At 32.7% G+C, this 21,128-nt stretch carries 36 protein-coding genes; all 36 read left to right on the top strand.

Going from position 1 to position 21,128, the window contains the following annotated elements:
- The first annotated feature begins 184 nt into the window (after window positions 1-184).
- The gene (locus DIC82_05040; protein AWK50431.1) at window positions 185-562 is read left to right on the top strand and encodes a 30S ribosomal protein S12; all 378 of its coding nucleotides are present in this window, start codon (window positions 185-187) and stop codon (window positions 560-562) included.
- A 151-nt stretch (window positions 563-713) separates the two neighbouring features.
- Window positions 714-1,184, top strand: coding sequence for a 30S ribosomal protein S7 (locus DIC82_05045; GenBank protein ID AWK50432.1), 471 nt, complete (start codon window positions 714-716; stop codon window positions 1,182-1,184).
- 84 nt (window positions 1,185-1,268) lie between these two features.
- Window positions 1,269-3,335 carry an elongation factor G gene (gene fusA / locus DIC82_05050; GenBank protein ID AWK50433.1) on the top strand — a complete coding sequence of 689 codons (2,067 nt, stop codon included), beginning with the start codon at window positions 1,269-1,271 and terminating at the stop codon, window positions 3,333-3,335.
- Between the two features lie 144 nt (window positions 3,336-3,479).
- Entirely contained in the window at window positions 3,480-4,673 is a 1,194-nt protein-coding gene (gene tuf / locus DIC82_05055; protein ID AWK50434.1) for an elongation factor Tu, read from the top strand.
- 463 nt (window positions 4,674-5,136) lie between these two features.
- Window positions 5,137-5,445: a 30S ribosomal protein S10 gene (locus DIC82_05060; protein AWK50435.1), complete on the top strand. Its 309-nt coding sequence runs from the start codon at window positions 5,137-5,139 to the stop codon at window positions 5,443-5,445.
- Between the two features lie 74 nt (window positions 5,446-5,519).
- Complete coding sequence (locus DIC82_05065; protein AWK50436.1) at window positions 5,520-6,149, top strand: 50S ribosomal protein L3; 630 nt, start codon at window positions 5,520-5,522, stop codon at window positions 6,147-6,149.
- A gap of 26 nt (window positions 6,150-6,175) precedes the next feature.
- Complete coding sequence (locus DIC82_05070) at window positions 6,176-6,796, top strand: 50S ribosomal protein L4 (protein ID AWK50437.1); 621 nt, start codon at window positions 6,176-6,178, stop codon at window positions 6,794-6,796.
- Complete coding sequence (locus DIC82_05075) at window positions 6,796-7,092, top strand: 50S ribosomal protein L23 (protein AWK50438.1); 297 nt, start codon at window positions 6,796-6,798, stop codon at window positions 7,090-7,092. Before DIC82_05070 ends, DIC82_05075 begins: the two co-directional genes overlap by 1 nt.
- Window positions 7,093-7,153: 61 nt before the next feature.
- Window positions 7,154-7,987 carry a 50S ribosomal protein L2 gene (locus DIC82_05080; protein AWK50439.1) on the top strand — a complete coding sequence of 278 codons (834 nt, stop codon included), beginning with the start codon at window positions 7,154-7,156 and terminating at the stop codon, window positions 7,985-7,987.
- A 65-nt stretch (window positions 7,988-8,052) separates the two neighbouring features.
- The gene (locus DIC82_05085) at window positions 8,053-8,328 is read left to right on the top strand and encodes a 30S ribosomal protein S19 (protein ID AWK50440.1); all 276 of its coding nucleotides are present in this window, start codon (window positions 8,053-8,055) and stop codon (window positions 8,326-8,328) included.
- 20 nt (window positions 8,329-8,348) lie between these two features.
- Window positions 8,349-8,684, top strand: a complete 336-nt coding sequence (locus DIC82_05090; GenBank protein ID AWK50441.1) for a 50S ribosomal protein L22 — start codon at window positions 8,349-8,351, stop codon at window positions 8,682-8,684.
- A gap of 23 nt (window positions 8,685-8,707) precedes the next feature.
- Window positions 8,708-9,373, top strand: a complete 666-nt coding sequence (locus DIC82_05095; protein ID AWK50442.1) for a 30S ribosomal protein S3 — start codon at window positions 8,708-8,710, stop codon at window positions 9,371-9,373.
- A gap of 17 nt (window positions 9,374-9,390) precedes the next feature.
- On the top strand, window positions 9,391-9,825 hold the full coding sequence (locus DIC82_05100; protein AWK50443.1) for a 50S ribosomal protein L16: 435 nt from the start codon (window positions 9,391-9,393) through the stop codon (window positions 9,823-9,825).
- Window positions 9,825-10,037, top strand: a complete 213-nt coding sequence (locus tag DIC82_05105) for a 50S ribosomal protein L29 (GenBank protein ID AWK50444.1) — start codon at window positions 9,825-9,827, stop codon at window positions 10,035-10,037. The genes DIC82_05100 and DIC82_05105 overlap by 1 nt, the downstream gene beginning before the upstream one ends.
- Window positions 10,038-10,060: 23 nt before the next feature.
- Complete coding sequence (locus DIC82_05110; protein ID AWK50445.1) at window positions 10,061-10,315, top strand: 30S ribosomal protein S17; 255 nt, start codon at window positions 10,061-10,063, stop codon at window positions 10,313-10,315.
- 27 nt (window positions 10,316-10,342) lie between these two features.
- Window positions 10,343-10,711: a 50S ribosomal protein L14 gene (locus DIC82_05115; protein ID AWK50446.1), complete on the top strand. Its 369-nt coding sequence runs from the start codon at window positions 10,343-10,345 to the stop codon at window positions 10,709-10,711.
- A 15-nt stretch (window positions 10,712-10,726) separates the two neighbouring features.
- Entirely contained in the window at window positions 10,727-11,041 is a 315-nt protein-coding gene (locus DIC82_05120) for a 50S ribosomal protein L24 (protein ID AWK50447.1), read from the top strand.
- Between the two features lie 22 nt (window positions 11,042-11,063).
- Window positions 11,064-11,603: a 50S ribosomal protein L5 gene (locus tag DIC82_05125; protein ID AWK50448.1), complete on the top strand. Its 540-nt coding sequence runs from the start codon at window positions 11,064-11,066 to the stop codon at window positions 11,601-11,603.
- Window positions 11,604-11,619: 16 nt separating this feature from the next.
- Entirely contained in the window at window positions 11,620-11,805 is a 186-nt protein-coding gene (locus DIC82_05130) for a type Z 30S ribosomal protein S14 (protein AWK50449.1), read from the top strand.
- A gap of 33 nt (window positions 11,806-11,838) precedes the next feature.
- Window positions 11,839-12,237 carry a 30S ribosomal protein S8 gene (locus DIC82_05135; GenBank protein ID AWK50450.1) on the top strand — a complete coding sequence of 133 codons (399 nt, stop codon included), beginning with the start codon at window positions 11,839-11,841 and terminating at the stop codon, window positions 12,235-12,237.
- Between the two features lie 72 nt (window positions 12,238-12,309).
- The gene (locus DIC82_05140) at window positions 12,310-12,852 is read left to right on the top strand and encodes a 50S ribosomal protein L6 (protein ID AWK50451.1); all 543 of its coding nucleotides are present in this window, start codon (window positions 12,310-12,312) and stop codon (window positions 12,850-12,852) included.
- Between the two features lie 18 nt (window positions 12,853-12,870).
- Entirely contained in the window at window positions 12,871-13,230 is a 360-nt protein-coding gene (locus DIC82_05145; GenBank protein AWK50452.1) for a 50S ribosomal protein L18, read from the top strand.
- A 19-nt stretch (window positions 13,231-13,249) separates the two neighbouring features.
- Window positions 13,250-13,747: a 30S ribosomal protein S5 gene (locus DIC82_05150; protein AWK50453.1), complete on the top strand. Its 498-nt coding sequence runs from the start codon at window positions 13,250-13,252 to the stop codon at window positions 13,745-13,747.
- 11 nt (window positions 13,748-13,758) lie between these two features.
- Window positions 13,759-13,938 carry a 50S ribosomal protein L30 gene (locus DIC82_05155; protein ID AWK50454.1) on the top strand — a complete coding sequence of 60 codons (180 nt, stop codon included), beginning with the start codon at window positions 13,759-13,761 and terminating at the stop codon, window positions 13,936-13,938.
- A gap of 20 nt (window positions 13,939-13,958) precedes the next feature.
- Window positions 13,959-14,399, top strand: coding sequence for a 50S ribosomal protein L15 (locus DIC82_05160; protein ID AWK50455.1), 441 nt, complete (start codon window positions 13,959-13,961; stop codon window positions 14,397-14,399).
- A gap of 1 nt (window position 14,400) precedes the next feature.
- Window positions 14,401-15,687 (top strand): preprotein translocase subunit SecY, encoded by a 1,287-nt coding sequence (locus DIC82_05165; protein AWK50456.1) that lies wholly within the window; start codon window positions 14,401-14,403, stop codon window positions 15,685-15,687.
- Between the two features lie 25 nt (window positions 15,688-15,712).
- Window positions 15,713-16,363 (top strand): adenylate kinase, encoded by a 651-nt coding sequence (locus tag DIC82_05170; protein ID AWK50457.1) that lies wholly within the window; start codon window positions 15,713-15,715, stop codon window positions 16,361-16,363.
- Window positions 16,363-17,112, top strand: coding sequence for a type I methionyl aminopeptidase (gene map, locus DIC82_05175; protein AWK50458.1), 750 nt, complete (start codon window positions 16,363-16,365; stop codon window positions 17,110-17,112). The genes DIC82_05170 and map overlap by 1 nt, the downstream gene beginning before the upstream one ends.
- Window positions 17,113-17,199: 87 nt before the next feature.
- The gene (locus DIC82_05180; protein AWK50459.1) at window positions 17,200-17,481 is read left to right on the top strand and encodes a hypothetical protein; all 282 of its coding nucleotides are present in this window, start codon (window positions 17,200-17,202) and stop codon (window positions 17,479-17,481) included.
- Window positions 17,482-17,488: 7 nt separating this feature from the next.
- Window positions 17,489-17,707, top strand: a complete 219-nt coding sequence (locus tag DIC82_05185) for a translation initiation factor IF-1 (GenBank protein AWK50460.1) — start codon at window positions 17,489-17,491, stop codon at window positions 17,705-17,707.
- A 57-nt stretch (window positions 17,708-17,764) separates the two neighbouring features.
- A complete protein-coding gene (locus DIC82_05190; protein ID AWK50461.1) occupies window positions 17,765-17,878 on the top strand; it encodes a 50S ribosomal protein L36 in 114 nt (37 codons plus the stop codon).
- A gap of 208 nt (window positions 17,879-18,086) precedes the next feature.
- A complete protein-coding gene (locus DIC82_05195; protein AWK50462.1) occupies window positions 18,087-18,455 on the top strand; it encodes a 30S ribosomal protein S13 in 369 nt (122 codons plus the stop codon).
- Between the two features lie 15 nt (window positions 18,456-18,470).
- Window positions 18,471-18,869 (top strand): 30S ribosomal protein S11, encoded by a 399-nt coding sequence (locus DIC82_05200; GenBank protein ID AWK50463.1) that lies wholly within the window; start codon window positions 18,471-18,473, stop codon window positions 18,867-18,869.
- Window positions 18,870-18,897: 28 nt separating this feature from the next.
- Window positions 18,898-19,518 carry a 30S ribosomal protein S4 gene (locus tag DIC82_05205; protein AWK50464.1) on the top strand — a complete coding sequence of 207 codons (621 nt, stop codon included), beginning with the start codon at window positions 18,898-18,900 and terminating at the stop codon, window positions 19,516-19,518.
- Between the two features lie 102 nt (window positions 19,519-19,620).
- A complete protein-coding gene (locus tag DIC82_05210) occupies window positions 19,621-20,568 on the top strand; it encodes a DNA-directed RNA polymerase subunit alpha (protein ID AWK50465.1) in 948 nt (315 codons plus the stop codon).
- A 12-nt stretch (window positions 20,569-20,580) separates the two neighbouring features.
- Window positions 20,581-20,922, top strand: coding sequence for a 50S ribosomal protein L17 (locus DIC82_05215; GenBank protein ID AWK50466.1), 342 nt, complete (start codon window positions 20,581-20,583; stop codon window positions 20,920-20,922).
- Window positions 20,923-21,128 lie beyond the last annotated feature (206 nt).

Here is a 21,128-nt window from a genome sequence, read left to right on the forward strand (position 1 = left end):
GTCAATATAATTGTTTTTATGTATTTAAATTGATAACTTATGATTGATACATCAATTTAATGTATAAAAATTAGACGTAATTGGATAAACTATATGACATAAGTATAGTGTATGTTATATAATCCAATAAAATTAGCTTTATCTTAATTTAAAAATAGATAAATAAATTTCAGGAGGTGAAAAAATGCCAACTATTAGCCAATTAGTAAGAAAAGGCAGAAAAACAGCAGTAGTTAAATCAACTGCACCAGCACTTAAAGAGTGTCCACAAAGAAGAGGGGTATGTACAGTTGTTAAAACAACAACTCCTAAGAAGCCTAACTCAGCGTTAAGAAAAGTTGCAAGAGTTAGATTAACAAATGGATATGAAGTAACTGCATATATTGGTGGTATAGGTCACAACTTACAAGAACATAGTGTTGTTCTTATAAGAGGTGGAAGAGTTAAAGACCTTCCTGGTGTTAGATACCATATTGTAAGAGGTGCATTAGATTGTGCTGGAGTAGCTAACAGATTACAAGGAAGATCAAAGTACGGTGCGAAAAGACCTAAACAAAAATAGGATTTTTAACTAAGTGTAGTGCTTATCTGTAACAGAATTTATAGATTTAAATTTTAGTTTATATATAGATGTAAAAGATGTAGCACTTTACGGTATTAAGAGTACCGAGTACCGATGAACTTAAATTTAAATTGTTAAGGAGGGAAGAAAAGTGCCAAGAAAAGGACATATTTCAAAAAGAGACGTATTACCAGATCCAGTATACAATTCAAAAGTTGTTACTAAGTTTATAAATAGTATAATGGAAGATGGTAAGAGGGGTGTAGCCCAAAAGATATGCTATGACGCATTTGAGTTAATGGCAAAAAGAAGTGGAAAAGATTCTTTAGAAGTATTTGAAGAAGCTATGAACAATGTAATGCCATTGCTAGAAGTTAAAGCTAGAAGAATAGGTGGCGCTACTTATCAAGTTCCAATAGAAGTTAGACCAGAAAGAAGACAGACTTTAGGAATAAGATGGATGTTAATAGCAGCAAGAAAAAGAGGCGAAAAGCTAATGAGTGAAAGAGTAGCTGGTGAATTACTAGATGCATCTAACAACACAGGAGCAGCTGTTAAAAAGAGAGAAGATACTCATAAAATGGCAGAAGCTAATAAAGCATTCGCTCACTACAGATACTAATATATATCAAAAACTGTTTTGGCTTATGCTAAGGCAGTTTTGTCAAATTAAATTATATTTACTCGATGAGAGGAGGACAAATAAATGGCTAGAAAATACCCTTTGGATAAATTCCGTAATTTCGGTATAATGGCTCATATAGATGCAGGAAAGACAACGACTACTGAACGTATATTGTTCTATACAGGAATGAGTCATAAAATAGGAGAAGTTCATGATGGTGCAGCTACAATGGACTGGATGGTTCAAGAACAAGAAAGAGGTATAACAATTACTTCTGCTGCTACATGTTGTATGTGGAAAGATCATGAATTAAACATTATCGATACTCCAGGTCACGTAGACTTTACAGTTGAAGTTGAAAGATCATTGAGAGTACTTGATGGAGCTGTTACAGTTCTTGATGCGAAGAGTGGTGTTGAACCACAAACTGAAACTGTTTGGAGACAGGCAGATAAGTACGGAGTACCAAGAATGATTTATGTAAATAAGATGGATGCAACAGGTGCAGATTTCTTTAGATGTGTAGGCACAGTTAAAGAAAGATTGAAAGCAAATGCAGTTCCAATTCAAATTCCAATTGGTGGAGAAGATAAATTTAAAGGTATGATTGACCTTATAAGAAATATTGCTATTTTGTATTATGATGATCTTGGAAAAGATATGAGAGAAGAAGCTATACCAGCAGAATATGCTGAACAAGCGGAAGAATACAGAAATGCAATGATAGAAGCTATTGCTGAAACTGATGAAGTATTAATGGAAAAGTATTTAGAAGGTGAAGAACTAACTGAAGATGAATTACATAATGCTTTAAGAAAAGCCACAATAGCTAATGAAATTTATCCATGTATTTGTGGATCTTCATATAAAAATAAAGGTGTTCAACAAATGATTGATTGTGTTGTTGCTTACTTACCATCACCATTAGATGTCCCAGCAATAAAAGGAACAACATTAGACGGTGAAGAAACTAAAAGAGAATCTTCAGATTCTGAACCTTTATCAGCACTAGCATTTAAGATTGCTACTGATCCGTTTGTTGGTAAATTAGCATTCACAAGAATATATTCGGGTGTAATGCAAAGTGGTTCATATGTTCTTAACTCAACAAAAGGTAAGAAAGAAAGAATCGGTAGACTTGTTAAGATGCACTCAAATTCAAGATCAGAAGTTGAAGCTTTAGAAGCTGGTGAATTAGGAGCAGTAATTGGACTAAAGAATACTACAACAGGTGATACTTTATGTTCAGAAGCTGATCCAATAATCCTTGAAGCAATGGATTTTCCAGAGCCAGTAATAAATGTAGCTATCGAGCCAAAGACAAAAGACGCTCAAGAAAAGATGGGAATGGCATTAGCTAAATTAGCTGAAGAAGATCCTACTTTTAAGACTTGGACTGATACAGAAACTGGTCAAACAATCATAGCTGGTATGGGAGAACTTCACTTAGAAATAATTGTTGATAGACTTACAAGAGAATTCAAAGTTGAATGTAATGTTGGAGCTCCACAAGTTGCATACAAAGAAACAATTAGAAATGCTGTTAAAGCTGAAGCTAAGTATGCTAAACAATCAGGAGGTAAAGGACAATACGGTCATGCTGTGATTGAAATGGAACCAACTGAAGGTGAATATGAATTTGTAAATGCAGTTGTAGGTGGTGCTATTCCTAAGGAATATATTCCAGCTATCGATGCAGGTATCAAAGAAGCTGCATTGACTGGTATAATTGCAGGATATAATGTTATTAATTTTAAAGTTAAGCTAGTACATGGTTCATACCATGAAGTTGACTCATCTGAAATGGCATTTAAAATTGCGGGATCTATGGCATTTAAGAATGCTATGGCTAAAGCAAATCCAGTAATTCTTGAACCTATGATGAAAGTTGAAGTAACAGTTCCTGAAGAATATATGGGAGATGTTATTGGAGATATTAATTCAAGAAGAGGTCAAATGGAAGGCATGGAAGCTCTTAATGGAGCACAAGTTATAAGAGCATTTGTACCATTATCAGAAATGTTTGGATATGCAACTTCATTAAGATCTAGAACACAAGGTAGAGGTGTTTACTCAATGGTATCTGATCACTACGAAGAAGTTCCAAAAAATATTCAAGAACAAATTGCTGGGAACAGAACTAAATAATTATTGATGATATATATTCAAATTATTTTTTATATAATATAGTAAAAAAATTTGGATAACAAATGTAGATATAAAAATATCTATCAGTTATAATATTTACGAAAAGATTCTTTTAATTAATGTCTATAAGGGAGGAAAATTATAATGGCAAAAGCAAAGTATGAAAGAACCAAACCACATGTTAATATTGGAACAATAGGTCACGTAGATCATGGTAAGACAACATTAACAGCAGCAATAACAACAGTATTATCAAAGAAGGGTTTTGCACAAGCCTTTGATTATGCAGCAATAGATAAAGCACCAGAGGAAAAAGAAAGAGGAATTACAATTAATACATCACACGTTGAGTATCAAACAGAAAATAGACATTATGCTCACGTTGACTGTCCAGGACATGCTGACTATGTTAAGAACATGATTACAGGAGCAGCACAAATGGATGGAGCTATCTTAGTTGTATCAGCAGCAGATGGTCCAATGCCACAAACAAGAGAACATATATTATTAGGATCAAGAGTTGGAATAGAATATATGGTAGTATTCTTAAACAAAGCTGATATGGTAGATGATCCAGAATTATTAGAATTAGTTGAAATGGAAGTTAGAGAATTATTAAGTGAATATGATTTCCCAGGAGATGATATTCCAGTAATAACAGGATCAGCATTAAAAGCATTAGAAAATCCAGAAGATGCAGAAGCAACTAAGTGCATAAATGAATTAATGGAAGCTGTAGATAGTTATATACCAACACCAGAAAGAGCTACAGATAAGCCATTCTTAATGCCAATAGAAGATGTATTCACAATTACTGGTAGAGGAACAGTTGCAACAGGAAGAGTTGAAGCTGGAGTACTTCACGTTGGAGACGAAGTAGAAATCGTTGGATTAAGTGAAGAAAAGAAGAAAGTTGTAGTAACTGGAATTGAAATGTTCAGAAAGTTATTAGACGATGCGCAAGCAGGAGATAATATCGGAGCATTATTAAGAGGAGTACAAAGAGCTGACATCCAAAGAGGTCAAGTTCTAGCAGTACCAAACTCAGTACATCCACATACTAACTTCGTAGGTCAAGTATATGTATTAAAGAAAGAAGAAGGCGGAAGACATACACCATTCTTTGATGGATATAGACCACAATTTTATTTCAGAACAACAGATGTAACAGGATCAATAAAATTACCAGATGGAATGGAAATGGTAATGCCAGGAGACCACATTGACATGAAAGTAGAATTAATCACTCCAATCGCAATGGATGAAGGATTAAGATTTGCTATCAGAGAAGGTGGAAGAACAGTAGGTTCTGGAGTTGTTACTAGCATACAAAAATAAAAAAATATTTTAACATATAAGAGTGAGAAATTTAATTTCTTACTCTTATTTTATAATAAATAAATATTTTGATATTAAATTACATTTTATTAATAAGATCATAGTTAATTTCATACAATAATTTTTTTAATAAAAAAATATATTGATATTTTATTAAAATTCAATTAAAATGATAGAAGAATAAGATAGAGGTAAATAAAAAATAAAAAAAGTTAAAAAAATGTAAAAAAAAGCTTGAAAAGGCTATGCAACAATAGTATAATTAAGAAGTTGCATAGCATACAGCGATGAATCAAGAGGTTGCCGGACTTCCGGGTAATTCTTGATGAGTAAGTTTGGATCTAGAATCCGACGACAGGGATTAGGTATACTGTTGGAACAATAAGAAACACCTGGAACAGTTTACAGAATAACCGCTGTTGTGCGTTAGAAGTAAAACGTACATAAAAAGGAGGGAAATGAAATGTCAAAGCAAAAAATAAGAATTAGATTAAAGGCTTTTGATCATACAATATTAGATCAATCAGCTGAAAAAATTGTTGAAACTGCAAAAACAACAGGAGCTAAGGTTGTAGGTCCAGTACCATTACCTACTGAAAAAGATGTTGTTACAGTATTAAGAGCAGTTCATAAGTACAAAGATTCAAGAGAACAATTTGAGATAAGAACTCATAAGAGATTAATCGATATTGTTAATCCATCACCTAAAACTGTTGATGCATTAATGAGATTAAATCTTCCAGCTGGTGTTGATATAGAAATCAAACTATAATACTGGAAATAAAATATAAAACGGCTAGTTATGATTGTTAACAATCCGCTAATTAGTTTGGGAGGTGTAAATACATGAAAAAAGCTATAATAGGAAAGAAAATAGGGATGACACAAATTTTCGATGAAAATGGCAAAGTAGTACCTGTAACTGTAGTAGAAGCTGGCCCATGTGTTGTTGTTCAAAAGAAAACATCAGATAATGATGGTTATGAAGCAATACAAGTTGGTTTTGAAGAAATAAGAGAAAAGTTAGTTAATAAGCCAAGAAAAGGTCATTTTGCTAAAGCTGGAACTACTTTAAGAAGAACTCTTAAAGAATTCAGACTTGATGATATAAGCCAATATGAAGTTGGTCAAGAAATAAAGGCTGATGTATTTGAAGTAGGAGATAAAGTAGATGTATCTGCTGTTTCTAAAGGAAAGGGGTTCCAAGGTGTTATTAAGAGATGGAATCAACAAAGAGGACCTATGACTCATGGTTCTAAGTTCCATAGAGCACCAGGTTCAATGGGAGCTTCATCAGATCCATCTAGAACATTCAAGAATAAGAGAATGCCAGGACATATGGGATCTGTTAATACAACAGTAATTAATTTAGAAGTTGTTAAAGTAATAGCTGAAAAGAATTTAATACTAATTAAGGGCGGAATCCCAGGACCTAATAAGGGTAGAGTAGTAATTAAAGATTCAGCGAGAGCTTAATTTCTTTGAAGAAAGGAGGAAATAGAATGCCTACAGTAGGAGTATTTAATAAAGAAGGAAATAAAGTTTCAGATATGGAACTAAGCGAAAGCGTATTTGCAGTAGAAGTTAATGAATATGCATTACATCAAGTAGTAGTAGCATTATTAGCTAACAAGAGACAAGGAACTCAATCAACTAAAACTAGATCTGAAGTTAGAGGAGGCGGAGCTAAGCCTTGGAGACAAAAGGGTACTGGAAGAGCAAGACAAGGTTCTATCAGAGCACCTCAATGGATTAAAGGTGGTATTGTATTCGCACCAAAGCCAAGAGACTACAGAGTTTCAGTTCCAAAGAGTATGAGAAAAGTTGCTATGAAATCTGCTTTAACTAGCAAGGTTCAAGATAATCAAATGATTATTCTTGATTCATTAAATTTTGAAACACCAAAAACTAAAAACATAGTAGAAATGTTAAAAGCTTTAGAAGCTAATAAAGCATTAATCATAACAGCAGAATCAAATGAATTTGTTTATAAATCAGCAAGAAATATTCAAGGAATAAGTATTATTCCAGCAAACAACATCAATGTTTATGATTTATTAAAATATGACAAATTAATCATAACTAAAGAAGCTGTATCAAAAATTGAGGAGGTGTACGCATAATGAAATTAACAAGCCATGATATAATTAGAAAGCCAGTTATAACTGAAAAAAGTATGGCGTCTATGGCCGAAAAGAAGTACACTTTCATAGTTCATGCTGATGCTAATAAATCTCAAATAAAGAGAGCTGTGGAAGAAGTTTTCAATGTTAAAGTTGAAGATGTTAATACTATAAACGGTTTAGGAAAAACTAAAAGAATGGGCGTACATGTAGGTAAAAGATCAGACTACAAAAAGGCTATTGTTAAATTAACTGAAGAAAGCAATGGAATTGAATTCTTTGAAGGAATGCAATAGTACATTAAGGCGATTATTGGTGATGAGCACCAGAGAAGCTTGAAAAAGGAGGAAATTTTAAATGGCAGTTAAAAAGTATAACCCGATTACACCATCAAGAAGACAAATGACTATGCCAACTTTTGAAGAAATAACTTCACAAGAACCAGAAAAGTCACTTCTTGTTTCATTAAAGGTTAAAGCGGGTAGAAATAATCAAGGTAAAATCACTGTTAGACATCGTGGTGGTACTGTTAAAAGAAAGTACAGAATAATAGATTTCAAAAGAAACAAAGATACAGTTCCAGCAACAGTTGCAACTATAGAATATGATCCAAACAGAACAGCGTATATTGCACTTGTTGTATATACAGATGGAGAAAAAAGATATATTCTTGCACCAGCAGGATTAAAAGTTGGAGATGTTATAGAATCAGGAGTTAACGCTGATATTAAACCAGGTAATGCTCTTCCATTAAAGAACATACCAGTTGGTACAGTTATTCATAATATCGAATTACAAAGAGGAAAAGGTGGCCAATTAGTTAGAGCGGCTGGTAACTCAGCACAATTAATGGCTAAAGAAGGAGATTATGCAACTCTTAGATTACCATCAGGTGAAATGAGATATGTAAGAATCGAATGTAGAGCTACAATTGGAACACTTTCTAATGCAACTAACGATATTGTTAATATTGGTAAGGCAGGTAGAAAAAGACATATGGGATGGAGACCAACAGTTAGAGGTTCTGTAATGAATCCTAATGATCACCCTCATGGTGGTGGTGAAGGTAAATCTCCAGTTGGTAGACCAAGTCCAGTTACTCCATGGGGTAAACCAGCACTTGGATACAAAACTAGAAAGAATAAGAAGTATTCTGATAAATTTATCATCAAAGATAGAAGAACTAAGTAGTCTGGGGAGAATAGTAATTTCTCTTCGAAACTTAGAACTTAGCATTTATGAAGGGAGGCATATTAGTGAGTAGATCAACAAAGAAAGCACCTTTTGTTCATGAAGGACTTTTTAAGAAGATAGAAGAAATGAATGGTAATGGAGAAAAAAAGGTTATTAAAACTTGGTCAAGAAGTTCAACAATTTTCCCACAATTTATAGGTCACACAGTTGCTGTGCATGACGGAAGAAAGCATGTACCAGTATATATATCAGAAGATATGGTGGGTCATAAGTTAGGCGAATTTGTATTAACTAGAACTTTTAAAGGCCATATTGCAGATAAAACATCAAAAAGATAGCCTGGAAAGGAGGATCATAAATGGAAGCTAGAGCTATAGCAAAATATATTAGAATGTCTCCAACAAAAGTAGGAGTAATTCTTGATTTAATAAGAGGAAAACAAGTTAACGAAGCTTTTGCTATTTTACAATTTACTCCAAGAGAAGCAGCAGTAGTAATTAACAAAGTTTTAAAATCAGCTGTTGCCAATGCAGAAAATAACTTGGAATTAAATGCTGATAACTTATATGTATCACAATGTTACGTTGGTTCAGGATCAACATTAAAAAGATTCCAACCTCATGCTCAAGGTAGAGCATTCAAAATTTTAAAGAAAACAAGCAATATAACAGTAATTGTTAAAGAAAGAGCTTAGTTTATAAAAGGAGGGAAAAGCAAGTGGGTCAAAAAGTAAATCCTCATGGCCTTAGAGTAGGTGTTATCAAGGGATGGAACGCAAAATGGTATGCTAATAAAAAGAATTTTGCGGATAATCTTATAGAAGATAATCAAATTAGAAAATTTGTTAAAAAAGAACTTTTTTCAGCAGGTATTTCTAAAATAGAAATCGAAAGAGCCGCTAAAAGAGTTAAATTAAACATATATACAGCAAAGCCAGGTGTCGTTATAGGTAAAGGTGGATCAGGAATTGAAAGCTTGAAAAATAAATTAACTCAATTTGTTAATGGCAAAAACATTTTAATTAACATAGTTGAAGTTAAAAGTGCAGAATCTGATGCTCAATTAATGGCAGAAAATATTGCAGCTCAATTAGAAAAGAGAATTTCATTTAGAAGAGCTATGAAGCAAACAATGCAAAGAGCTATGAAACATGGAATAAAGGGTGTAAAAACTGCATGCGCTGGTAGATTAGGTGGAGCTGAAATAGCAAGAACTGAACATTATCATGAAGGAACAATTCCACTACAAACATTAAGAGCTGATATTGATTATGGATTTGCTGAAGCAGATACAACATATGGAAAAATCGGAGTTAAGGTTTGGGTTTATAATGGAGAAGTTCTTCCAACTAAGAAAGTAGAAAAGGAAGAGGCTAACGCATAGGAAAGGAGGAATAGATCATGTTAATGCCTAAAAGGGTAAAACATCGTAAGGTGCAACGTGGTAGAATGAAAGGTAAAGCAACAAGAGGTAATTTCTTAGCTTATGGAGATTATGGAATCCAAGCACTAAATTGTGGATGGATTACAAGCAACCAAATTGAAGCTGCCAGAATTGCTATCAATAGATACATTAAAAGAGGTGGAAAACTTTGGATAAAGATTTTCCCAGATAAACCAGTTACAGAAAAACCAGCTGAAACAAGAATGGGTTCAGGTAAAGGATCACCAGAATATTGGGTTGCAGTAGTTAAGCCAGGTAGAGTACTATTTGAATTATCAGGAGTACCAGAAGAAACTGCAAGAGAAGCAATGAGACTTGCTTCACATAAACTTCCTGTAAAAACAAAATTTGTTTCAAAAAGAGATTTTGAGGAAATGGGTGGTGAAGAATAATGAAGGCTAGAGAATTAAAAGAATTGAAATCAAGCAATCCTCAAGATTTAACAGTTAAATTAGGCGATCTTAAAGCTGAATTATTTAACTTAAGATTTCAATTAGCTACAGGACAATTAGAAAATCCAATGAGAATAAAAGAAGTTAAGAAGTCTATAGCCCAAATAAAAACCATCTTAAGAGAAGAAGAATTGAAGGCATTGGAACAATAAAAGTTGGAAGGAGGTAAGCCCTAATGGAAAGATCGTTAAGAAAGAAAAGAATTGGTAGGGTTGTTTCTGATAAAATGGAAAAGACTATTGTAGTTGCAGTTGAAACTAAGGTTAGACATCCGCTATATGGAAAAACAGTAAATAAGACTACAAAGTTTAAAGTACATGATGAAAATAATGAAGCTAAAATTAATGATAGAGTATCAATAATGGAAACTAGACCTTTATCTAAAGATAAGAGATGGAGACTTGTTGAAATAGTTGAAAAAGCTAAATAGCTTTAAAACTGAAAGGAGGGTAATTTTATGATACAACAACAAACCAAATTAAAAGTTGCAGATAATTCAGGTGCAAAAGAGATTATGTGTATAAGAGTCTTAGGCGGATCTAAAAGAAAGTTTGGTAATATCGGTGATGTTATAGTAGCTAGCGTTAAAAGTGCAACACCAGGTGGAGTTGTTAAAAAAGGTGAAGTTGTAAAGGCAGTTGTAGTTAGATCAGTAAAAGGTGTAAGAAGAGCCGATGGTTCATATATTAAATTTGATGAAAATGCAGCAGTTATAATCAAAGATGATAAACAACCAAAAGGAACTCGTATCTTTGGACCTGTTGCTAGGGAGCTAAGAGATAAAGAATTCAATAAGATTTTATCATTAGCACCAGAAGTTCTATAAGAGGAGGTGGCTAACTTGAAGATACATGTTAAAAAGAATGATACAGTTATTGTTATATCAGGAAAAGATAAGGGCAAGACTGGTGAAGTGTTAAAAGCATATCCAAAAACAGGAAAAATTCTTGTTCAAGGAATTCATATAGTAAAGAAACATCAAAAAGCTAATAAGAGTCAAGTTGAGAGCGCTATAATTGAAAAAGAAGCAGCAATCAACAGCTCAAAAGTTATGTTATATTGTAACAAATGTAAGAATGCAACTAGAATTAGTAACAAAATCTTAGATGATGGTACTAAGGTCAGAGTATGTAAAAAATGCGGAGAAACATTCTAAAATTTGAAAGGAGGTAACTAATATGACAAGACTTCAAGAAAAATATCAAAAAGAAGTAATTCCAGCTATGATTGAAAAGTTCGGATACAAAAATATAATGGAAGTTCCAAAGCTTGAGAAGATTGTAATCAACATGGGAGTTGGAGAAGCTAAAGAAAATCAAAAGGTCTTAGAATCAGCAGTTAATGATTTAACTTTGATTGCAGGTCAAAAGCCTGTATTAACAAGAGCAAAGAAATCTGTAGCTAACTTTAAAATTAGAGAAAACATGCCATTAGGGTGTAAGGTTACTCTAAGAAAAGCTCAAATGTTTGAATTTGCAGATAAGTTAATGAGTATTGCATTACCAAGAGTTAGAGATTTCAGAGGAGTTTCAAGCAAGGCATTTGATGGTAGAGGAAATTATTCATTAGGAATTAAAGAGCAATTAATATTCCCAGAAATAGAATATGATAAGATTGATAAGGTTAGAGGAATGGATATAATCTTCGTTACTTCAGCAAATACTGACGAAGAAGCTAGGGAATTATTAAGATTCCTTGGAATGCCATTTGCTCAATAATAAGGAGGTAAACACATTGGCACGTAAAGCTATTATTGAAAAGTGGAGCAAAACTCCTAAATTTAAAACACAAGCTTATACAAGATGTAGAATATGTGGAAGACCACATTCTGTATTAAAGAAATATGGAGTATGCCGTATTTGTTTTAGAGAACTTGCTTATAAGGGCGAAATTCCAGGTTGTAGAAAAGCAAGTTGGTAATAGATACAATGTAACGAAAGGAGGCACATTAGAATGGTTATGACAGATCCTATAGCAGATTTATTAACTCGTGTAAGAAATGCTAACGCTGTAAGACATGAAGTGGTAGAGGTACCTTCTTCAACTATAAAGAAGGAAATTGCAAATATATTATTACAAGAGGGTTATATAAAAGAAATAAATGAATATAACGACGGAGTTGTTCCAATGTTAAGATTATCTCTTAAATATGGAGCTAACAAAGAAAGAGTTATAACTGGTATTAAGAGAATTTCTAAACCAGGATTAAGAGTTTATTGCAAAAAAGATGAAGTACCAAAGGTTCTTAATGGATTAGGAATCGCTGTTGTTTCAACTTCAAATGGAATAATGGTAGATAGAGAAGCTAGAAAAAACAGTTTAGGTGGAGAAGTAATCTGTTACGTTTGGTAATATTTTAGATAAATTAAACTAAATAAAATTGTGATGGATATACAATTTTTAAATAATACAGGAGGTGCAATTATGTCAAGAGTAGGTAGATTACCAATAGCTATTCCTGCTGATGTGACTGTTACTGTAACGCCAGAAAACCTTGTTACAGTTAAGGGACCAAAAGGTGAATTAGTTAAAACTATGCATAAAGATATTAGCATAGCTGTTGAAAACAATGAAGTAATTGTTACTAGACATAGTGAACAAAAAGAACACAGAGCTCTTCACGGTTTAACAAGAGCATTAATTAATAATATGGTAATCGGAGTAAAAGAAGGTTATCAAAAGACTTTAGATTTAGTTGGTGTTGGTTATAGAGCTCAATTACAAGGGAAAAAACTTGTAATGAACCTTGGATATTCACATCCAGTTGAAATTGAACCAATTGACGGAATCACATTCGAAACTCCAGCTGCAACTAAAGTAATAATTCGTGGAATAGATAAAGAAAAAGTTGGATTTGCAGCAGCAGATATAAGAAAATGGAGAGTACCAGAACCATATAAGGGTAAAGGTATTAAATATGAGAATGAAGTGATCAGACGTAAAGAAGGTAAGACTGGTAAGAAATAATAGAAAGGAGTGAGTTTTATGTTCAAAAAGGTAGACAAAAAAGCAAGCAGAGAAAAACGTCACCTTAGAGTTCGTAAAAAAGTTTTTGGAACTGCGGAAAGACCAAGACTTTCAGTTTTTAAGAGTGAAAAGAATATATATGCACAAGTTATAGATGATATAAATGGTGTTACATTAGTAGCTGCTTCAAGTTTAGATAAAGATTTTGCTGCTAAAGGCGGAACTAAAGAAGGTGCTAAACTTGTAGGAGAAGTAGTTGCCAAAAGAGCTATAGACAAAGGAATTGATGTAGTGGTATTTGACAGAGGTGGATACATATATCACGGAAGAGTTCAAGAATTAGCACAAGCAGCTAGAGAAGCAGGCTTGAAATTCTAATATACGAGGAGGGAAATAAATGAGAATCGATCCTAGTACACTAGACCTTAAAGAAAAGGTTGTTTTTATAAACAGAGTTACTAAGGTTGTTAAGGGTGGTAGAAACTTCAGATTCAGCGCTCTAGTTGTTGTCGGAGACGAGAACGGACACGTTGGTGTTGGAATGGGTAAGTCAATCGAAATCCCAGAAGCAATTAAAAAAGGAATAGAAGATGCTAAGAAAAACTTAGTAAGCGTTGCAATGGTAGGAACATCAATTCCTCACAGAGTTAACGGTAAATTTGGAACTGCAAATGTTCTAATTATGCCAGCTAAAGAAGGTACAGGAGTTCTTGCAGGAGGCCCAGCAAGAGCAGTACTTGAATTAGCAGGATTAAAGGATGTTAGAGCTAAATCATTAGGTTCAAACAATCCTAATAACATGGTAAATGCAACAATAAACGGATTAGCTAGTTTAAGAACAGCAGAAGATATCGCTAAATTAAGAGGTAAATCTGTAGAAGAAATATTAGGTTAGGAGGTATTGCAATGGCTAAATTAAGAGTTACATTAGTAAAGAGCTTAATCGGTAGAAAGAAAGACCATATCGCTACAGCAAATGCTCTTGGACTTAAAAAAATAGGTAAAATAGTAGAACCTGAGGCAACACCTCAAGTACAAGGTATGATAAAAAAGATAGAATATCTATTAAAAGTAGAAGAAGTATAGAATAAGGAGGTGTACTGAATATGAAACTTCACGAATTGAAACCAGCAGAAGGTAGCAAAAAAGCACCTAAAAGAATTGGTAGAGGTACTGGTTCTGGCACAGGAAGAAATGCTGGTAAAGGTGAAAAAGGTCAAAATGCAAGATCAGGTGGTGGCGTAAGACCTGGTTTTGAAGGCGGTCAAATGCCTTTATATAGAAGACTTCCAAAGAGAGGGTTTACAAACATTTTTGCAAAGAAAATTGTTAGCATAAATCTTGACAGATTAAATATGTTTGAAAATGGTACAGAAATTACTCCAGAAGTATTACTTGAAAATAGAGTTATAAGTAAAGTATTAGATGGAGTAAAGATTCTTGGAAACGGAACATTAGAAAAAAGCTTAACAGTTAAAGGATGTAAGTTCTCTAAGTCTGCTATAGAAAAAATTGAAGCAGCTGGGGGAAAAGTCGAGGTGATTTAAAGTGCTTCAGACTCTACGAAATGCATTTAAAGTTCCTGAACTTAGGAAAAAGATTTTATGGACTATATTACTAGTTGCAATTTTCAGGATGGGAAGCCATATTCCTCTTCCTGGAATTAATTCTGAGTATTTAAAAAGCCTATCTCAATCCGGAGGTCTATTAGGATTTTATGATATGATTTCTGGAGGTGCTTTTAGCAGATCTAGTATATTAGCATTAGGTGTTATGCCATATATTAATGCATCAATCATAGTTCAATTATTGACTGTTGCAATTCCTCAGTTAGAACAACTTTCTAAAGAGGGCCAGAATGGAAGAAAAAAGATACAAGAGGCAACACGTTACGTATCTTTTGTAATATCTTTTGTATTAGCATATGGAATATTTGCAACAATTTCAAGTAGTGGTGCAACAGCAGGATTACAATTAACACAAAAAGTAATTGTTGTTTTTGCATTAGTAGTTGGGTCAACATTCTGTATGTGGTTAGGTGATCAACTTACAGTTAAAGGCATTGGTAATGGAACATCTGTATTGATATTTGTTAATATTATTTCAAGGGTGCCAGTAACAATTGCTTCAATGATGACACTTAAAGAATCAGGAAGTGCAAGTATAGTAGAAATTGTATTATTTGGAGTATTCATTGTGTTAATGCTTGCAACGATTTTATATTTTTCTTTATCAGAAAGAAGAATACCTGTGCAATATGCTGGGAAATTCTCTTCTGGAAATAATAATATGGTAAAATCACAATCAACACATATTCCGTTAAGTATAATTGGTTCAGCTGTTCTTGCAATTATATTCTCTATGTCAGTAATGGAGTTTCCAAAAACAATAGCAACATTGTTTGGTGGAGATAAAGAATGGGCAAAGTGGATATTGACTAATAATACATCTATATTTAATCAAAAAAGTTGGATGTATATAGTATTATATGCAATACTTACAGTATTTTTTAATTGGTTTTATACTCAGATTACGTTTAAGCCAGATGAAATGTCTGAAAACTTACACAAATCAGCTGGTTTTGTACCAGGAGTAAGACCAGGCGAAGAAACCACAATATATTTTGAAAGAGTTCTTAATAGACTATCATTTATTGGAGGAATATTAGCAGCATTTTTAGCTATTACACCAACAATTATTCAAAATTATACACAATTTCAAAATATATCTTTTTCAGGAACTGGATTATTGATTGTTATAAATGTTGCATTAGATTTCACTAGAAAAGTAGAATCGCAAATGGTAGTTAGGCACTATAAGGGATTTCTTAAATAGAATAGAATAAATGGAGATGAAGCCGGTGAAGATAGTATTACTAGGTCCTCCTGGAGCTGGAAAAGGAACACAGGCTAAATCAATCAGTAATAAATATTTGATACCACATATTTCTACAGGAGATATTTTTAGAAAAAACATTTCTGAAAACACTCCTTTAGGAATAGAAGCAAAGAGTTATATGGATAAAGGACAATTAGTTCCTGATGAAGTTACTATTAACATGGTTAAAGATAGACTGCAACAGGATGATTGCAATGATGGATATTTATTAGATGGTTTTCCTAGAACTGTGATTCAAGCTGATGCTCTTAACAACTTTCTTATAGAAAGAGGCGAACAATTAGATACTGCATTATTAATAAAGGTACCTAATGAGTTTATCCTAGAAAGAATGACTGGTAGAAGAGTATGTCCATCTTGTGGAGCAAGTTATCATGTTAAATTTAATCCTCCAACAAATGAAGGAAAATGTGATTTGTGTGGAAGTGAAGTTATACAAAGAAAAGACGATACAGTAGAAACTGTAAAGGAAAGATTGGATGTATATCAAAGAGAAACACAACCATTAATTGAATTTTATAGTGAAAAACAATTGCTTTCAGAAGTAAATGGTACAAAAGCTATTAATGATGTTTTCAGAGGGATATGTGAAATATTGGGGAAAAATAAGTAATGATTATTATAAAGAATCATGATGAAATAACCCTAATGAAAAAGGCAGGCAGAATAGTAGGAGAAACATTGCTATTGCTTGAAAAAGAGGTAAAACCTGGTGTAAAAACTGCAGACTTGGATAGAATAGCAGAAGAATTTATAACTAAGCATGGAGCAAAACCTTCATTTAAAGGCTTATATGGTTTTCCTTCGTCACTATGTATTTCAGTAAATGAGCAAGTAATACATGGATTTCCAGGAGCATATGTTCTTAGAGAAGGAGATATAGTTAGCATTGACTGTGGGGCATTTTTTGATGGATTCCATGGAGATGCAGCAAGAACCTTCTCAGTTGGAAATATTTCAGTAAATGCTCAAAAATTAATTGATATAACAAAAGAAAGTTTTTTTCAAGGTATAAAGTTTGCCAAAGAAGGAAATAAATTAACTGATATATCATATGGGATACAAAGCTACGTAGAAGCAGCAGGTTTCTCAGTTGTAAGAGATTTTGTAGGTCATGGGATTGGAAGAAAAGTTCATGAAGATCCCAATGTACCTAATTTCGGTAAATCTGGTAGGGGTCCAAAGCTACTTGAAGGTATGGTTTTAGCAATAGAACCTATGATTAATGCAGGTACTCATAAAGTGAAAACTTTAAAAGATGGATGGACAGTTGTAACAACAGATTCTTCTCTGTCAGCTCATTATGAGAATACAGTTGCAATTTTATCAGATGGACCTGAAATATTAACACTGATTAAGTAGAAAAAAGAGTGTTGCTTAGTTATAAATTTGCATAATACCATTGTGGTAGTGTTGATTTATACTAAGGTAATCATAGAGGTGAAAAATTTGCAAAACAATGACTTGATTGGAAAAGTAGTACTTTCAAAAGCAGGAAGAGATATAGATCACTTATATGTTGTTGTTAGGCAGATAGATAACAATTATGTATTACTAGTTAATGGGAATACAAAGTTAATTAAGATGCCTAAGAAGAAAAAGATTAAACACTTAAGTATTTTAGAGGATATAGATGATGAATTATTATCATCAATACAATCATGCGACAAGAGTACTGATTTAAAAATTAAGAGATTCCTAAAGTTAAGAGGCATTGTTAAGGAGGGTTGATTACCTTATGTCAAAAGATGACGTTATAGAAATGGAAGGTAGAGTACTAGAATCTTTACCAAATGCCATGTTTCAAGTTGAACTTGAAAGTGGGCATAAGATTCTTGCACATATATCAGGTAAATTAAGAATGAACTTTATAAGAATTTTACCAGGAGATAAAGTTACAGTAGAGCTTTCTCCTTATGATTTAACAAGAGGTAGAATTACATGGAGAGCTAAATAAAGGTAGATATAATTAAAATTATTATCTATCACAAAAGTAATATGAGGAGGGTTAGCTATGAAAGTAAGACCATCAGTTAAGCCTATTTGTGAAAAGTGCAAAGTAATAAGAAGAAAAGGGAAAGTCATGGTAATCTGTGAAAACCCTAAGCACAAGCAAAAACAAGGCTAATGATCAAGTTTACAATATTATTTACATTAAATAAATGTAAATAATATTGACATTTCAGCAAAAGTCAAATATGATTATATAGTCGTTTAATTAATCAACAATAAATTTTAGGGCGGCTGACAATAGAAATTATCTATTGACCTAGAATTTTATTATAAATATAAAATCAACTTTTATACATTTCAATTATCAGGAGGTGTAAATTTTAATGGCAAGAATATCAGGTATTGACCTACCAAGAGAAAAAAGAGTTGAAATAGGTTTAACTTATATATATGGAATAGGGTTAACAACTTCACAAAAAATCTTAACTGTAACTGGAATTAATGCAGATACAAGAGTTAAAGATTTATCAGAAGAAGAAGTTAATGAAATCAGAACTTATATCAACAAGAATTTAATGGTTGAAGGTGACTTAAGAAGAGACATCGCTATGAATATCAAGAGATTAGTAGACATAGGAACATACAGAGGAATTAGACATAGAAAAGGCCTTCCAGTAAGAGGACAAAAAACTAAGACTAATGCAAGAACAAGAAAAGGTCCTAAGAAAACAATGGCAAATAAGAAGAAATAGTAAGGAGGGAAGATAATGGCAGCTCAAAAAAAAGTTAAGAAAACTAGAAGAAGAAAAGAAAGAAAGAATGTTGAGCATGGTGCTGCACACATTAAGTCAACTTTTAATAATTCAATAGTTACTTTAACAGACGCAGTAGGAAATGCTTTATCATGGTCAAGTGCAGGCGCATTAGGCTTTAGAGGATCAAGAAAGAGCACTCCATTTGCAGCTCAAATGGCAGCAGAAACTGCAGCTAAAGTAGCAATGGAACATGGCTTAAAAAGTATAGAGGTTTATGTTAAAGGACCTGGTTCAGGAAGAGAAGCAGCTATAAGATCCTTACAAGCAGCAGGACTAGAGGTAACTTTAATTAAAGATGTTACTCCAATACCACATAATGGTTGTAGACCACCAAAGAGAAGAAGAGTCTAATTATAACTGTAATAGGAGGTGTAATTTAATGGCTAGATATACTGGCGCTACATGTAGATTATGTAGAAGAGAAGGTATGAAACTTTTCCTTAAGGGCGATAGATGTTTTACAGATAAATGTGCTTTTGTTAGAAGAAGCTATGCACCAGGACAACATGGAGCAAGTAAAAAGAAAATATCAAACTATGGAATTCAATTAAGAGAAAAGCAAAAAGCAAAAAGAATTTATGGAATATTAGAAAGCCAATTCAGTGCATATTATGAAAAAGCTGACCATATTCAAGGTATAACAGGTGAAAACTTACTTAGACTATTAGAAATGAGACTTGATAACGTAGTTTATAGATTAGGTTACGGTGCATCAAGAAATGAAGCTAGACAATTAGTAACTCATGGACATTTCTTAGTAAATGGCAGAAAAGTTGACATTTGTTCATACAAGGTTTCAATTAATGATGTTATTACTGTATGTGAAAAGAGCAAATCAAGTGAAAAGTTTAAAACTTTTATGGAAAATCCAAAAACTTTACCAAAATGGTTAGAAGCTAATGTTGATAATTATGAAGGAAAAGTAGTTGCAGAGCCATCAAGAGAAGATATAGATGTGCCTGTTAACGAAACACTTATTGTTGAGTTATACAGTAAATAATATATTTATATTTGTTAGAGAAATTTATCACAATATATGCAAATATAGAATCAGTTGCCCTCATAATAAGGTTGCCATTTATAAAATAAGGAGGGTTTGTCAATGTTAGAAATCGAAAAGCCGATAATAGAATGCATAGAAGCTAATGAAGATGGTACGTATGGTAAATATGTTGTTGAACCACTTGAAAGAGGATATGGTATTACATTAGGGAATGCTTTAAGAAGAATATTATTATCATCTCTTCCAGGAACTGCAACAACTTCTGTCAAAATCGATGGAGTACTTCATGAGTTTTCTACTGTTCAAGGAGTTAAAGAAGATGTTACTGAATTAATTCTTAACGTGAAATCATTAGCTCTAAAAATGAATGGTGAAGGTCCAAAAGTTATTTATATTGATGCTAAAGGACCAGGTGAAATTACTGGAGCTGATATAAAGACTGATGGAGATGTTGAAGTTGTTAATAAGGATTTACATATTGCAACTTTAGACAACGATGGAAGACTTTATATGGAATTAACAGTTAACAAGGGAAGAGGATATGTTACTCAAAATAAAAATAAGAGTGATGAGTTACCAATTTCAGCAATAGCAGTTGATTCTATTTATACACCAGTAAAAAGAGTTAATTTTACTGTTGACAACACAAGAGTTGGTCAAATTACTGATTATGATAAATTAACTTTAGAAATTTGGACTAATGGTACTGTGAAAATAGATGAAGCTATTAGTTTGTCAGCAAAAATACTTATTGAACATTTTAAGTTATTTATGTCATTGACAGATAACACCAATGATGTTGAAATAATGATAGAAAAAGAAGATGATAAGAAAGAAAAAGTCCTAGAGATGACTGTAGAAGAACTTGATTTATCAGTTAGATCATATAACTGTTTAAAAAGAGCGGGAATTAATACAGTTCAAGAACTTGCCACAAAATCTATGGATGATATGATGAAGGTAAGGAATCTAGGAAAGAAATCTTTAGAAGAAGTTGAAAGAAAGCTTAAAGAGTTAGGCTTATGTCTAACTCTATACGAGGAGTAAGGAGGTAAATCCATGGCAGGTTATCGTAAACTAGGTCTTCCAACAGACCAAAGAAAAGCTATGCTAAGAAATCTTGTTACTAGTCTTTTAAAACATGGTAAAATAGAAACAACTGATACAAGAGCTAAAGAAACTAGATCAATAGCAGAAAAAATGATTACTCTTGGAAAAAGAGGAGATCTTCATGCTAGAAGACAAGTTCTATCTTTTGTTCAAGAAGAATTAGTTGTTAAGAATTTATTTGATAATGTAGCTCCAAAGTACGCTGATAGAAATGGCGGATACACAAGAATAATTAAAAAAGGTCCTCGAAGAGGGGACGGAGCAGAGATAGTAATACTTGAATTAGTATAATACTAATGGGGATTAAGTTTAGACTTAATCCCCATTTTAACATAAAAAATTAAACTATTACCATTAAGTTAATATATTATAGAGCGGTTTTTTAAAATATTGATAAAAGTACATACTGTTTATTGAATAAATAAGATTTTCAGATATAATAGTATAATGTATATATAGTTATAGTTATTATTAAAAACATTTGTATAATATATTAA

The sequence above is a fragment of the Clostridium beijerinckii genome, assembly GCA_003129525.1.
Lineage (GTDB): Bacteria > Bacillota > Clostridia > Clostridiales > Clostridiaceae > Clostridium > Clostridium beijerinckii_D.

Bases quoted from the DNA above. Each gene is read 5' to 3' on its own strand.
- DIC82_05040 (AWK50431.1), top strand. From the start codon at position 185: ATGCCAACTATTAGCCAATTAGTAAGAAAAGGCAGAAAAACAGCAGTA.
- fusA (AWK50433.1), top strand. From the start codon at position 1,269: ATGGCTAGAAAATACCCTTTGGATAAATTCCGTAATTTCGGTATAATG.
- tuf (AWK50434.1), top strand. From the start codon at position 3,480: ATGGCAAAAGCAAAGTATGAAAGAACCAAACCACATGTTAATATTGGA.
- DIC82_05060 (AWK50435.1), top strand. From the start codon at position 5,137: ATGTCAAAGCAAAAAATAAGAATTAGATTAAAGGCTTTTGATCATACA.
- DIC82_05065 (AWK50436.1), top strand. From the start codon at position 5,520: ATGAAAAAAGCTATAATAGGAAAGAAAATAGGGATGACACAAATTTTC.
- DIC82_05070 (AWK50437.1), top strand. From the start codon at position 6,176: ATGCCTACAGTAGGAGTATTTAATAAAGAAGGAAATAAAGTTTCAGAT.
- DIC82_05075 (AWK50438.1), top strand. From the start codon at position 6,796: ATGAAATTAACAAGCCATGATATAATTAGAAAGCCAGTTATAACTGAA.
- DIC82_05080 (AWK50439.1), top strand. From the start codon at position 7,154: ATGGCAGTTAAAAAGTATAACCCGATTACACCATCAAGAAGACAAATG.
- DIC82_05090 (AWK50441.1), top strand. From the start codon at position 8,349: ATGGAAGCTAGAGCTATAGCAAAATATATTAGAATGTCTCCAACAAAA.
- DIC82_05100 (AWK50443.1), top strand. From the start codon at position 9,391: ATGTTAATGCCTAAAAGGGTAAAACATCGTAAGGTGCAACGTGGTAGA.
- DIC82_05105 (AWK50444.1), top strand. From the start codon at position 9,825: ATGAAGGCTAGAGAATTAAAAGAATTGAAATCAAGCAATCCTCAAGAT.
- DIC82_05110 (AWK50445.1), top strand. From the start codon at position 10,061: ATGGAAAGATCGTTAAGAAAGAAAAGAATTGGTAGGGTTGTTTCTGAT.
- DIC82_05115 (AWK50446.1), top strand. From the start codon at position 10,343: ATGATACAACAACAAACCAAATTAAAAGTTGCAGATAATTCAGGTGCA.
- DIC82_05125 (AWK50448.1), top strand. From the start codon at position 11,064: ATGACAAGACTTCAAGAAAAATATCAAAAAGAAGTAATTCCAGCTATG.
- DIC82_05135 (AWK50450.1), top strand. From the start codon at position 11,839: ATGGTTATGACAGATCCTATAGCAGATTTATTAACTCGTGTAAGAAAT.
- DIC82_05140 (AWK50451.1), top strand. From the start codon at position 12,310: ATGTCAAGAGTAGGTAGATTACCAATAGCTATTCCTGCTGATGTGACT.
- DIC82_05145 (AWK50452.1), top strand. From the start codon at position 12,871: ATGTTCAAAAAGGTAGACAAAAAAGCAAGCAGAGAAAAACGTCACCTT.
- DIC82_05150 (AWK50453.1), top strand. From the start codon at position 13,250: ATGAGAATCGATCCTAGTACACTAGACCTTAAAGAAAAGGTTGTTTTT.
- DIC82_05155 (AWK50454.1), top strand. From the start codon at position 13,759: ATGGCTAAATTAAGAGTTACATTAGTAAAGAGCTTAATCGGTAGAAAG.
- DIC82_05160 (AWK50455.1), top strand. From the start codon at position 13,959: ATGAAACTTCACGAATTGAAACCAGCAGAAGGTAGCAAAAAAGCACCT.
- map (AWK50458.1), top strand. From the start codon at position 16,363: ATGATTATTATAAAGAATCATGATGAAATAACCCTAATGAAAAAGGCA.
- DIC82_05185 (AWK50460.1), top strand. From the start codon at position 17,489: ATGTCAAAAGATGACGTTATAGAAATGGAAGGTAGAGTACTAGAATCT.
- DIC82_05190 (AWK50461.1), top strand. From the start codon at position 17,765: ATGAAAGTAAGACCATCAGTTAAGCCTATTTGTGAAAAGTGCAAAGTA.
- DIC82_05195 (AWK50462.1), top strand. From the start codon at position 18,087: ATGGCAAGAATATCAGGTATTGACCTACCAAGAGAAAAAAGAGTTGAA.
- DIC82_05200 (AWK50463.1), top strand. From the start codon at position 18,471: ATGGCAGCTCAAAAAAAAGTTAAGAAAACTAGAAGAAGAAAAGAAAGA.
- DIC82_05205 (AWK50464.1), top strand. From the start codon at position 18,898: ATGGCTAGATATACTGGCGCTACATGTAGATTATGTAGAAGAGAAGGT.
- DIC82_05210 (AWK50465.1), top strand. From the start codon at position 19,621: ATGTTAGAAATCGAAAAGCCGATAATAGAATGCATAGAAGCTAATGAA.
- DIC82_05215 (AWK50466.1), top strand. From the start codon at position 20,581: ATGGCAGGTTATCGTAAACTAGGTCTTCCAACAGACCAAAGAAAAGCT.